Below are 12,625 nucleotides of genomic sequence, written 5' to 3'. Positions count from 1 at the left end.
CGCTTAGTGGCTGATCATCCAGGGACGGCGTGGGCCGGTTTGTTGCTTGAGCGCAGGCGGCTGCCCATCGACTCGGGGTTTGTGGCTACAGCTACTGGAACTGCAACAACTGTGCCCGTGGCTGACTTTGGGCGCGTGAGCGCTGCGCTCATTGGTCTCATGGGCTGTGCGTTGCAGGCTGTTCATCACTTGCAAACGGGGGGCCGAAACCAGCCGCTGCATGGGTTGCTCACAGACGGGGCAGCTGCGTGGCAGATTGCGCTCGGCGCTGGGTAGCAGTGCTTCGAACGCGCCGCAATCGGGGCAATCAAAGTCGTAGACAGGCATGTAAATGCTCCCTGGTGGTGCGAATGAAGGAAGCCGGCTGCTCCGAACTGGCGCGGCCGGCTGGTGCGAGCGTTACTTGTTCCACTTGGCAGTAGGGACTTCGTCTCCGCTGACCATGATCTTGGGTCCTTCGGCATTGGGCTGAATGTCGAAGTCGAAGATTTCGGTGGGGATCCACACCGTTGCGCACACGTTGGGCACATCGACGATGCCGCTGATATGGCCTTGCACCGGCGCAGTGCCGAGGATCGAATAGGCCTGTGCACCGCTATAGCCAAACTTCTTCAGGTATTCGATGGCGTTCAGGCACGCCTGGCGGTACGCGACGTGTGCGTCCAGGTAATGCTGCTTGCCGTTCTCGTCGACCGAGATACCTTCGAATATCAGATGCTTCTTGTAGCTTGGCGCCAGGTCGCTGGGCTGGAAGATCGGATTCTTCACGCCGTATTTCTTCACGCCGTCCTTGATCAGATTGACGCGGATATGAATCCAGCCGGCCATCTCGATGGCGCCGCAGAAGGTGATTTCGCCATCTCCCTGGGAGAAGTGCAGGTCGCCCATCGACAGGCCGCCGCCCTTTACATACACCGGGAAGAACACTCGGGAACCCTTGGTCAGGTCCTTGATGTCGCAGTTGCCGCCGTGCTCGCGCGGCGGGACGGTACGCGCGCCCTCGGCAGCAATCTTGTTCGCGGCATCGCCTGTGGCTCGGCCGACGTGGGCGGTTGGTGCGTAGGGCGGGTTGGCCAGGCCGGGAACGCGATCCGGGTCGGTGTCGATCAGCGCCTGCTCACGCGAGTTCCATTCATTGAGCAGCTCTTGCGACGGCAGGCAGCCGATCAGGCCCGGATGCATCAGACCGATGAACTCGACGCCCGGAATGTGGCGCGACTTGGTGTAGATGCCGTTGAAGTCCCATATGGTCTTGCGGGCCTCGGGGTAGTGCTCGGTCAGGAAGCCGCCGCCATTTTCCTTGGCGAAGACGCCATTGAAACCCCACATCTGATCGGCGAAGGCGCCGATGTCGAGGATATCCACCACCATCAGGTCGCCGGGCTCGGCGCCCTCGACCGCGACCGGGCCGCTCAAATAGTGAACCTTGGTCAGGTCGACATCGCGCACATCTTCGGCGCTGTCGTTGTTGCCGATCTGCCCGCCAGTCCAGTCCATGCACTCGATGATGAAGTCAGCGCCCGGCTTGACGGTCGCCACCATCGGCACGTCGGGGTGCCAGCGATTATGAATATTGTCGTGTTCCTTGGGGCTCTTGTTCAGATCGATCTTGATCAGTGTCTCAGCCATGACGGCGCATCCTCTTGGTGGTGGGGGCATATCGGGCCTGTATGCTCGGCCGGTGAAACCCCTAGAGCAGATGCCGTGCCAGCTTTGTCACGGATCAAAAATAATCAGGTAAAACAATTGGATACGAATGGATGGTCAGGTATTGGCAGATTGTCTGATGCCCTGGCTGTGACAATGTCAGTCCGCCGAGTTGACATTGGCATGACAATGTCATCCCGCTCGATCTGGGGGCAGCGCGCTGATCGACTTGGATAGGCACTCGGCGTTGGCAACGGAGAAATAAAAACCAGTCATAACAGCGGCTTATCTGCGGCCCGGGTAAAAAACCAGCGGACACAGCGGCACATGGCACAGGGGTTGCTCAGGGTTGGATCGACAGGTGAGTGGAGGGGGGACGAGAACTCGCTCACCAGTTACATCCACACTAAGGAGAAGTACCTCATGCATGACTCTACCCGCAAGACGCCGACGTGGAAGCGCCACTTGATGGCGGTTGCCCTGGGCACTGGCCTGGGCTTCGCTGGCGTGGCTGGCGCTGCTGACCATCCTACGGAAAAGGTCAACACGACCGGCCTGGCCGTTACCGACGACACCGTCAAGGTCGGCATTCTGCATTCCATCACCGGCACCATGGCAATCAGCGAAACCGGCTCGGTCGAGGCGGAAAAGCTGGCGATCGAACAGATCAACGCTATGGGCGGCGTTCTCGGACGACAGATCGAAATCGTCCAGGAAGACGGGGCCAGTGACTGGCCAACCTTCGCCGAGAAGTCGCGCAAGCTGCTGACCCAGGACAAGGTCGCAGCAGTATTCGGATGCTGGACGTCGGCATCGCGCAAGGCGGTACTGCCGGTGTTCGAGAAAGAGAACGGCATGCTTTATTACCCGACTTTCTATGAAGGACTCGAGCAGTCGAAGAACGTGATCTACACCGGCCAGGAAGCGACTCAGCAGATCATTGCTGGCCTGGACTGGATCGCCAAGGAGAAGGGTGCCAAGAGCTTCTACCTGGTCGGTTCGGATTACATCTGGCCGCGTACCTCCAACAAGATCGCCCGCAAGCACATTGAAAACGTGCTCGGCGGCGAAGTCATCGGCGAAGAATACTACCCGCTGGGCAATACCAACTTCGGCTCGCTGATAAACAAGATTCGTTTGAAGAAGCCTGACGTGGTGTACGCCAGCATCGTCGGCGGCTCGAACGTGGCCTGGTGGAAGCAGCTCAAGGCCGCAGGTATCACCCCTGATCGCCAGACCATCATGACCATTTCCGTGACCGAAGACGAAGTGCTCGGTATCGGCGGCGAGAACATGGAAGGCTATTACTCGGCCATGAAGTACTTCCAGTCGCTGGATAACGAAAACAACCAGGAGTTCGTCAAGGCGTTCAAGGCGCGTTGGGGTGAAGACAGCGTGATCGGTGACGTGACGCAGGCCGCCTACCTTGGCCCGTGGCTGTGGAAAGCCGCTGTCGAGAAGGCTGGCAGCTTCGACGTTGATGCGATCGCTGAAGCTTCGGCTGGCATCGAGCTGGAGACCGCTCCGGAAGGCTACGTCAAGGTGCATGAGAACCATCACCTGTGGAGCAAGCTGCGCGTCGGCCAGTGGAAGGCCAACGGCCAGGCCGAAGTCGTATACGAGTCTGACCTGATCGAGCCCAACCCCTTCCCGGAAGGCTACCAGTAAGCACTGGCGGTACCAGCAACAAGATGCGGCCGGCTGCGGCCGCATCGTCCGAAGATTAGGAGAGCGAATATGGGCGGTTATTCAGCACAAGAGCTCACGGCCATTTTTGTCATGCAGGGATTCAGTGGCCTGAGTCTATTCTGCGTCTTTCTGCTGATGGCCCTCGGATTGGCCATCATTTTCGGGCAGATGGGCGTTATCAACATGGCTCACGGGGAGTTTCTGACCCTGGGCGCTTACATTACCTGGATGGTTTCCGAGGTGGCTTCGACGTCGCCCTGGTTACAGCAGATGTACTTCCCGTTCGCCATCGGCGCGGCATTCGCCGGGGCGTTTCTACTCGGCTATATCGTCGAGCGGGTCATGATCAGTCGCCTGTATCACCGGCCGCTGGACACACTGCTGGCCACTTGGGGTCTGGGGTTGATCCTCCAACAGATCTACCGCTCCACCTTCGGCCCGCGTGAAGTGAGCGTGACGATGCCCGACTGGCTCATGGGGTCCTGGGCGCCGACCGACATTATCGACATTCCACTCAACGGCATGTTCGTGATGGTCGTCACCTTGATCATGACGCTTGGCGTGGTGTTCCTGCTCTATCGCTCGCGGTGGGGTATCAAGGTTCGGGCAACCACGCAAAACCGGGCTATGGCCAACGCGGCGGGTATCAATACCCAACGTGTCGACCGGCTGACCTTCGCGCTCGGCTGCGGTATTGCCGGCGTGGCGGGCGCGGCGTTCACGACCATCGCCTCGACCGGCCCGACCACCGGTTCGCTGTATATCGTCGACACCTTCCTGATCGTGGTGTTCGGGGGCGCAGCCAGCCTGCTCGGTACAGTGGTTTCGGCCTTCGGTATCGCTCAGTCGCAATCGATTCTCGAATTCTTCCTCAGCGGCTCCATGGCCAAAGTCATCACGCTTCTGGTCGTCGTTGGGATCCTGATGTTCCGTCCCCAGGGACTCTTCGCAAGCAAGGTGCGCCGTTAACGGCGTATCGGCTGGAGGTTATTGAAATGCAAAACTGGATAAGCGCATTCGGGGGACGGCAGCGTTTGCTGCAAATTCTGGCCCTCGCCGTCCTGCTCATGCTGGTACTGCCGCTGACGCTGGATATCTTCCGATTGAACCTGATCGGTAAATACCTGACGTACGCCTTCGTTGCGGTAGGACTGGTGTTGTGCTGGGGTTATGGCGGGGTACTTAGCCTCGGGCAAGGCGTCTTTTTTGGCTTGGGCGGATACTGCATGGCCATGTTTCTCAAGCTGGAAGCGTCTAGTCCGCAAAACACGGCGATCCAGAGCACGCCCGGTATCCCCGATTTCATGGACTGGAACCAGATCACCGAACTACCGATGCTCTGGATGCCCTTCCATAGTCTGACGTTGACAATCCTGTTCATCCTGACCGTGCCGGCGCTGTTTGCTTTTCTCATCGGTGTCGCCATGTTCAAGCGCCGCGTCGGCGGGGTGTACTTCGCCATCATTACCCAGGCCATCGCTTCCATCGCCACCATTCTGATCGTTGGGCAGCAGGGGTACACCGGCGGTATCAATGGCATCACCGATCTGCGGACGTTCCTCGGTTGGGACATCCGGCCGGATAGCGCCAAGTATCTGCTGTATTTCGTCTGCTGCACGCTGTTGATCGTCTGCCTGTTGATCGGTCAGTTCGTGCTGAGCAGCCGCTATGGCAAGTTGCTCATCGCCATGCGCGACCAGGAAGACCGGGTGCGCTTTTCCGGTTACGACGTGGCCAACATCAAGATCTTCGTGTTTGCTCTGGCTGGCATCTTCTCGGCGATAGGCGGGGCGATGTTCGCTCTCCAGGTCGGGTTCATGTCGCCGTCGTTTGTCGGCACGGTCGCCTCGATCGAGATGGTCATATTTTGTGCCGTGGGTGGGCGGTTATCGCTGGTCGGCGCGGTGTACGGTGCGCTGCTGGTCAACCTGGCCAAGTCGCTTCTATCCGAAAGCTTCCCTCAGCTGTGGATCATTTTCATGGGCGCTCTGTTCATCGGCGTGGTGCTGTTGTTTCCGCGCGGTCTGGCGGGTCTCTACGCGGACTTCGTACAGCCATACATCGACAGTTTCCTGCAGCGCAGGGCAGCCGCCCGTAGGGTGGAGCGAGACGAAAAGAGCAAGACAGCAACCCGTAACCGTGTCCAGGAGATGCCGTCATGAGGGCGCCGATTCTGCTGGCTATCGAAGATCTCACTGTCTCGTTTGATGGTTTCAAGGCGGTGGACGGGCTGAACCTTTACGTTGAACGCAACGAGGTGAGAGTGGTGATCGGGCCGAACGGCGCTGGCAAGACAACGCTGCTCGACCTCATCTGCGGGAAGACCAAGGCGACGTCGGGCTCGATCAGGTTCAGGGACACCGAGCTGACCAAGCTGGCGGAAAACAACATCGTCAAGGCCGGAGTCGGACGCAAGTTCCAGACACCTTCCATCTACGAGAACCTGACCGTACGGGAGAATCTGCAACTGTCCTATCCGGGAGGACGCAGCGTGTTCGGTAGCCTGTTCTTCAAGGTCACCGACAAGGTGCAATCGCGTGTGCAGGAGATTGCGGAGGAGATTTTCCTGGCTGACCGTCTCGATACCAGCGCTGGTCTGCTTAGTCATGGGCAGAAGCAGTGGTTGGAGATCGGCATGCTCCTTATCCAGGACCCGGAGCTATTGATGCTGGATGAGCCAGTCGCCGGCATGAGTGTATCCGAGCGCGAAGCGACGGCGGATCTGCTGCGCCGCATCAGCAAAAACCGCTCGGTGATCGTGATCGAACACGACATGGATTTCGTCAAGGACATCGCTCACAGGGTGACGGTCCTTCATCAGGGCAAGTTGCTGGCTGAAGGGAAGATGGACGACGTCCAGAAGAACGAAAAGGTCATTGAAGTCTACCTTGGCCACTAAAGGGGAGAGCCAGACATGTTGAACGTACGCGACTTGCACGTTAGCTATGGAATGAGCGAAGTCATCCACGGCGTTTCCCTGGATGTTGGATCGAACGAGACGGTAGCAATCATGGGCCGAAACGGCATGGGCAAGACGACCTTGTTCAAATCGTTGATCGGCATGCTGCCAAGCAGCAGCGGTGGAATCACCTTCCACGGTGAAGACTTGACCAAAGCTCAGCCGTACCAACGTGTGTCCAGTGGCATCGCTTACGTGCCGCAGGGCCGGATGGTCTTCCCGACCCTGACTGTCGAAGAGAACATCATGGCCGGGCTGGAGGCTTCGGGGCGCAAGAAGGTGCCGGAGGATATCTACGAGCTGTTCCCTGTTCTGCTGGAGATGCGCCACCGCAAGGCTGGCAACCTATCCGGTGGACAGCAGCAGCAGCTGGCTATTGGCCGAGCGCTGGCTGCCAACCCGAAGGTCTTGTTGTTGGATGAGCCGACCGAGGGAATCCAGCCGTCGATCATCAAGCAGCTAGCGACGACGCTCAACGAGATCAAGGTCAAGCGCAAGATTAGCATCGTAGTCTCCGAGCAGGTCCTTAGCTTCGCTTTGAATGTGGCTGATCGGATGCTGGTCATGGACAAAGGCAAGATCGTCCATGAAGCAGCAGGCGACCAGATAGACAAGGCCTATATCAGTCGCTTTTTATCGGTCTGAGGTGGTTGAGGCGAAAGCGCGCTTCTGACAGCGGAACCGGGCTTTTCCTTCGGATCCGAGAAAGTCGCTGAAAACCGCTTGACGGCCCTGCTCAGAGGTCTATAATGCGCCTCTCTCCAGTCGAGCTGCTTTGAATAAAGCGCTTTACAATCAATAAGTTAGCGATAATTTAGGGGTTGACAGGCTGGAAGGACGGCGTAGAATGCGCCGCTCTGTGAAGGCTGGCGGTAACGGACTTTGCGGGTTGATGAGGCGACTCATCAAGAGGTTTACGGAAGGTGTTGACAGTGGTGAGAGCTGCTGTAGAATGCGCCTCCCTGACACGGAGAAGCGAGAGCTTGCCGGGTCGGCCAAGCAGGCAGTGAAGCGGTAAGAAACTTCACGAAAATGCTTGACAGAATAGAAGGTTAGCGTAGAATGCGCGGCCTTGGTTAAGCGGAAACGCGAACCGAATCGCTCTTTAACAAGATGAATCAAGTAATTCGTGTGGGTGCTTGCTGGGCACGATTGATGATCGCAAGATTATCAGCCAAGCAAGTAACTCTTGTGAATTCATGAGTTTTTAGCTAAGGCTGAGCCAAGTTTAGGGTTTTCTCAAAACCCGATCAGTATTAAAACTGAAGAGTTTGATCATGGCTCAGATTGAACGCTGGCGGCAGGCCTAACACATGCAAGTCGAGCGGTAGAGGGGAGCTTGCTCCCCTTGAGAGCGGCGGACGGGTGAGTAACACCTGGGAATCTGCCTGGTAGTGGGGGATAACGTTCCGAAAGGAACGCTAATACCGCATACGTCCTACGGGAGAAAGCAGGGGATCTTCGGACCTTGCGCTATCAGATGAGCCCAGGTCGGATTAGCTAGTAGGTGAGGTAATGGCTCACCTAGGCGACGATCCGTAACTGGTCTGAGAGGATGATCAGTCACACTGGAACTGAGACACGGTCCAGACTCCTACGGGAGGCAGCAGTGGGGAATATTGGACAATGGGCGCAAGCCTGATCCAGCCATGCCGCGTGTGTGAAGAAGGTCTTCGGATTGTAAAGCACTTTAAGTTGGGAGGAAGGGAAGTAAGCTAATACCTTGCTTTCTTGACGTTACCAACAGAATAAGCACCGGCTAACTCTGTGCCAGCAGCCGCGGTAATACAGAGGGTGCAAGCGTTAATCGGAATTACTGGGCGTAAAGCGCGCGTAGGTGGCTAAGTAAGATGGGTGTGAAATCCCCGGGCTCAACCTGGGAACTGCATCCATAACTGCTTAGCTAGAGTACGGTAGAGGGTAGTGGAATTTCCTGTGTAGCGGTGAAATGCGTAGATATAGGAAGGAACACCAGTGGCGAAGGCGACTACCTGGACTGATACTGACACTGAGGTGCGAAAGCGTGGGGAGCAAACAGGATTAGATACCCTGGTAGTCCACGCCGTAAACGATGTCAACTAGCCGTTGGAATCCTTGAGATTTTAGTGGCGCAGCTAACGCAATAAGTTGACCGCCTGGGGAGTACGGTCGCAAGATTAAAACTCAAATGAATTGACGGGGGCCCGCACAAGCGGTGGAGCATGTGGTTTAATTCGAAGCAACGCGAAGAACCTTACCTGGCCTTGACATGCTGAGAACCTTCCAGAGATGGAAGGGTGCCTTCGGGAACTCAGACACAGGTGCTGCATGGCTGTCGTCAGCTCGTGTCGTGAGATGTTGGGTTAAGTCCCGTAACGAGCGCAACCCTTGTCCTTAGTTACCAGCACATTATGGTGGGCACTCTAAGGAGACTGCCGGTGACAAACCGGAGGAAGGTGGGGATGACGTCAAGTCATCATGGCCCTTACGGCCAGGGCTACACACGTGCTACAATGGTCGGTACAGAGGGTCGCCAAGCCGCGAGGTGGAGCTAATCCCTTAAAACCGATCGTAGTCCGGATTGGAGTCTGCAACTCGACTCCATGAAGTCGGAATCGCTAGTAATCGCGAATCAGAACGTCGCGGTGAATACGTTCCCGGGCCTTGTACACACCGCCCGTCACACCATGGGAGTGGGTTGCACCAGAAGTAGCTAGTCTAACCTTCGGGAGGACGGTTACCACGGTGTGATTCATGACTGGGGTGAAGTCGTAACAAGGTAGCCGTAGGGGAACCTGCGGCTGGATCACCTCCTTAATCGATAGATCACAACGGTCCTTCAAGCACTCACACGAATTACTTGATTCTGAAAGAAAGGCGATTGGGTTGTAGCGTTATAGCTGCTGGGTTGCCCGAGACGATTGGGTCTGTAGCTCAGTTGGTTAGAGCGCACCCCTGATAAGGGTGAGGTCGGCAGTTCGAATCTGCCCAGACCCACCAATTGTCGAGGTGTGACGGTCTTATCAAGGGGCCATAGCTCAGCTGGGAGAGCGCCTGCCTTGCACGCAGGAGGTCAGCGGTTCGATCCCGCTTGGCTCCACCAAGACAGACCGCGCAACCGACATCGATAGCCTTGTACTGGCTAGAGTTCATACATGAATGATTCACTTTGAGTGGTAGGCAAAGTCGATCATTGATGTCTGGTCTCTGAACCAGTCGCTCTTTAAAAATTTGGGAAAGTGATAGAAGTAAGACAAGACATAACGGGTGTTTCACTGCACACGTTATGGCTAAGGTAACTTGTAATCTCAAGTGCAAGTTCCGGATTGTCGTTTATCATGTCAACGATCAAAACACCGATCGATCGCCTGGCAACAGGCAGATTGTTTGGGGTTATATGGTCAAGTGAATAAGCGCATACGGTGGATGCCTTGGCAGTCAGAGGCGATGAAAGACGTGGTAGCCTGCGAAAAGCTTCGGTGAGGTGGCAAACGACCTGTGACCCGGAGATCTCTGAATGGGGAAACCCACTTAGCATAAGCTAGGTATCACACACTGAATACATAGGTGTGTGAGGCGAACCAGGGGAACTGAAACATCTAAGTACCCTGAGGAAAAGAAATCAACCGAGATTCCCCAAGTAGTGGCGAGCGAACGGGGACCAGCCCTTAAGCAGTTTTGAGTTTAGCGGAGCGCTCTGGAAAGTGCGGCCATAGTGGGTGATAGCCCCGTACGCGAAAGACTCTTAGCTGTGAAATCGAGTAGGACGGCGCACGTGAAACGTTGTCTGAACATGGGGGGACCATCCTCCAAGGCTAAATACTCCTGACTGACCGATAGTGAACCAGTACCGTGAGGGAAAGGCGAAAAGAACCCCTGTGAGGGGAGTGAAATAGAACCTGAAACCGTATGCGTACAAGCAGTGGGAGCAGACTTGTTCTGTGACTGCGTACCTTTTGTATAATGGGTCAGCGACTTATATTCAGTGGCGAGCTTAACCGTCTAGGGGAGGCGTAGGGAAACCGAGTCTTAATAGGGCGTTTAGTCGCTGGGTATAGACCCGAAACCGGGCGATCTATCCATGGGCAGGTTGAAGGTGCCGTAACAGGCACTGGAGGACCGAACCGACTACCGTTGAAAAGTTAGCGGATGACTTGTGGATAGGAGTGAAAGGCTAATCAAGCTCGGAGATAGCTGGTTCTCCTCGAAAGCTATTTAGGTAGCGCCTCGTGTATCACCACTGGGGGTAGAGCACTGTTTCGGCTAGGGGGTCATCCCGACTTACCAAACCGATGCAAACTCCGAATACCAGTGAGTGTCAGCACGGGAGACACACGGCGGGTGCTAACGTCCGTCGTGAAAAGGGAAACAACCCAGACCGTCAGCTAAGGTCCCAAAGTTATGGTTAAGTGGGAAACGATGTGGGAAGGCTTAGACAGCTAGGAGGTTGGCTTAGAAGCAGCCATCCTTTAAAGAAAGCGTAATAGCTCACTAGTCGAGTCGGCCTGCGCGGAAGATGTAACGGGGCTCAAACCATACACCGAAGCTACGGGTTCATCTTAGGATGAGCGGTAGAGGAGCGTTCTGTAAGCCTGTGAAGGTCAATTGAGAAGTTGGCTGGAGGTATCAGAAGTGCGAATGCTGACATGAGTAACGACAATGGGAGTGAAAAACTCCCACGCCGGAAGACCAAGGGTTCCTGCGCAACGTTAATCGACGCAGGGTGAGTCGATCCCTAAGGCGAGGCCGACAGGCGTAGTCGATGGGAAACGGGTTAATATTCCCGTACTTCTAGTTACTGCGATGGGGGGACGGAGAAGGCTAGGCCAGCAAGGCGTTGGTTGTCCTTGTTTAAGGCGGTAGGCTGGGATCTTAGGTAAATCCGGGATCCTAAGGCCGAGAACCGATGACGAGCTTTCTTTTAGAAAGCGAAGTGGTTGATGCCATGCTTCCAGGAAAAGCCTCTAAGCTTCAGGTAACTAGGAATCGTACCCCAAACCGACACAGGTGGTCAGGTAGAGAATACCAAGGCGCTTGAGAGAACTCGGGTGAAGGAACTAGGCAAAATGGCACCGTAACTTCGGGAGAAGGTGCGCCGGTGAGGGTGAAGGACTTGCTCCGTAAGCTCATGCCGGTCGAAGATACCAGGCCGCTGCAACTGTTTATTAAAAACACAGCACTCTGCAAACACGAAAGTGGACGTATAGGGTGTGACGCCTGCCCGGTGCCGGAAGGTTAATTGATGGGGTTAGCTTCGGCGAAGCTCTTGATCGAAGCCCCGGTAAACGGCGGCCGTAACTATAACGGTCCTAAGGTAGCGAAATTCCTTGTCGGGTAAGTTCCGACCTGCACGAATGGCGTAATGATGGCGGCGCTGTCTCCACCCGAGACTCAGTGAAATTGAAATCGCTGTGAAGATGCAGTGTATCCGCGGCTAGACGGAAAGACCCCGTGAACCTTTACTATAGCTTTGCACTGGACTTTGAATTTGCTTGTGTAGGATAGGTGGGAGGCTTTGAAGCGTGGACGCTAGTTCGCGTGGAGCCAACCTTGAAATACCACCCTGGCAACTTTGAGGTTCTAACTCTGGTCCGTTATCCGGATCGAGGACAGTGTATGGTGGGTAGTTTGACTGGGGCGGTCTCCTCCCAAAGAGTAACGGAGGAGTACGAAGGTGCGCTCAGCACGGTCGGAAATCGTGCGTAGAGTATAAAGGCAAAAGCGCGCTTGACTGCGAGTCCAACACGACGAGCAGGTACGAAAGTAGGTCTTAGTGATCCGGTGGTTCTGTATGGAAGGGCCATCGCTCAACGGATAAAAGGTACTCCGGGGATAACAGGCTGATACCGCCCAAGAGTTCATATCGACGGCGGTGTTTGGCACCTCGATGTCGGCTCATCACATCCTGGGGCTGAAGCCGGTCCCAAGGGTATGGCTGTTCGCCATTTAAAGTGGTACGCGAGCTGGGTTTAGAACGTCGTGAGACAGTTCGGTCCCTATCTGCCGTGGACGTTTGAGATTTGAGAGGGGCTGCTCCTAGTACGAGAGGACCGGAGTGGACGAACCCCTGGTGTTCCGGTTGTCACGCCAGTGGCATTGCCGGGTAGCTACGTTCGGAAAAGATAACCGCTGAAAGCATCTAAGCGGGAAACTTGCCTCAAGATGAGATCTCACCGGGAGCTTGACTCCCCTAAAGGGCCGTCGAAGACTACGACGTTGATAGGCTGGGTGTGTAAGCGTTGCAAGGCGTTGAGCTAACCAGTACTAATTGCCCGTGTGGCTTGACCATATAACACCCAAGCAATCTGGTGTTAACGATCAAGACAGATGAACGACAAGCTGGAACTGTAC

General features: G+C 55.8%; 7 protein-coding genes, 2 tRNA genes and 2 rRNA genes. 9 read left to right on the top strand and 2 right to left on the bottom strand.

Annotated elements, in window-relative coordinates; genetic code table 11:
- Positions 1-3 precede the first annotated feature (3 nt).
- Both BLT85_RS13355 and fmdA read right to left on the bottom strand, forming a co-directional pair.
- On the bottom strand, positions 4-327 hold the full coding sequence (locus BLT85_RS13355) for an FmdB family zinc ribbon protein (RefSeq protein WP_093395643.1): 324 nt from the start codon (positions 325-327) through the stop codon (positions 4-6).
- 72 nt (positions 328-399) lie between these two features.
- The gene (gene fmdA / locus BLT85_RS13350) at positions 400-1,629 is read right to left on the bottom strand and encodes a formamidase (protein WP_093395641.1); all 1,230 of its coding nucleotides are present in this window, start codon (positions 1,627-1,629) and stop codon (positions 400-402) included.
- A gap of 486 nt (positions 1,630-2,115) precedes the next feature.
- Between fmdA and urtA the strand changes: the two genes are divergently transcribed.
- The 9 genes from urtA to BLT85_RS13305 all read left to right on the top strand — a co-directional run bounded on the left by urtA (position 2,116) and on the right by BLT85_RS13305 (position 12,563).
- Positions 2,116-3,315 (top strand): urea ABC transporter substrate-binding protein, encoded by a 1,200-nt coding sequence (gene urtA, locus BLT85_RS13345; protein ID WP_197673896.1) that lies wholly within the window; start codon positions 2,116-2,118, stop codon positions 3,313-3,315.
- A 69-nt stretch (positions 3,316-3,384) separates the two neighbouring features.
- Positions 3,385-4,305: an urea ABC transporter permease subunit UrtB gene (gene urtB / locus BLT85_RS13340; protein WP_093395637.1), complete on the top strand. Its 921-nt coding sequence runs from the start codon at positions 3,385-3,387 to the stop codon at positions 4,303-4,305.
- A gap of 26 nt (positions 4,306-4,331) precedes the next feature.
- The gene (urtC, locus tag BLT85_RS13335) at positions 4,332-5,498 is read left to right on the top strand and encodes an urea ABC transporter permease subunit UrtC (RefSeq protein ID WP_093395635.1); all 1,167 of its coding nucleotides are present in this window, start codon (positions 4,332-4,334) and stop codon (positions 5,496-5,498) included.
- The gene (urtD, locus tag BLT85_RS13330) at positions 5,495-6,235 is read left to right on the top strand and encodes an urea ABC transporter ATP-binding protein UrtD (protein WP_093395633.1); all 741 of its coding nucleotides are present in this window, start codon (positions 5,495-5,497) and stop codon (positions 6,233-6,235) included. Before urtC ends, urtD begins: the two co-directional genes overlap by 4 nt.
- A gap of 15 nt (positions 6,236-6,250) precedes the next feature.
- Complete coding sequence (gene urtE, locus BLT85_RS13325) at positions 6,251-6,940, top strand: urea ABC transporter ATP-binding subunit UrtE (RefSeq protein WP_093395631.1); 690 nt, start codon at positions 6,251-6,253, stop codon at positions 6,938-6,940.
- 614 nt (positions 6,941-7,554) lie between these two features.
- Positions 7,555-9,091, top strand: a 16S ribosomal RNA gene (locus BLT85_RS13320).
- Positions 9,092-9,197: 106 nt separating this feature from the next.
- Positions 9,198-9,274: transfer RNA gene (locus BLT85_RS13315), tRNA-Ile, on the top strand.
- Between the two features lie 27 nt (positions 9,275-9,301).
- Positions 9,302-9,377: transfer RNA gene (locus tag BLT85_RS13310), tRNA-Ala, on the top strand.
- A 296-nt stretch (positions 9,378-9,673) separates the two neighbouring features.
- A 23S ribosomal RNA gene (locus BLT85_RS13305) occupies positions 9,674-12,563 on the top strand.
- Together the 16S and 23S rRNA genes with 2 tRNA genes alongside form the textbook arrangement of a ribosomal RNA operon.
- The last annotated feature ends 62 nt before the right edge of the window (positions 12,564-12,625 follow it).

It is taken from the genome of Halopseudomonas xinjiangensis (assembly GCF_900104945.1).
GTDB lineage: Bacteria > Pseudomonadota > Gammaproteobacteria > Pseudomonadales > Pseudomonadaceae > Halopseudomonas > Halopseudomonas xinjiangensis.
Note: the sequence above shows the minus strand (reverse complement) of the source record. Positions and strands in the feature narration are given on the sequence as shown.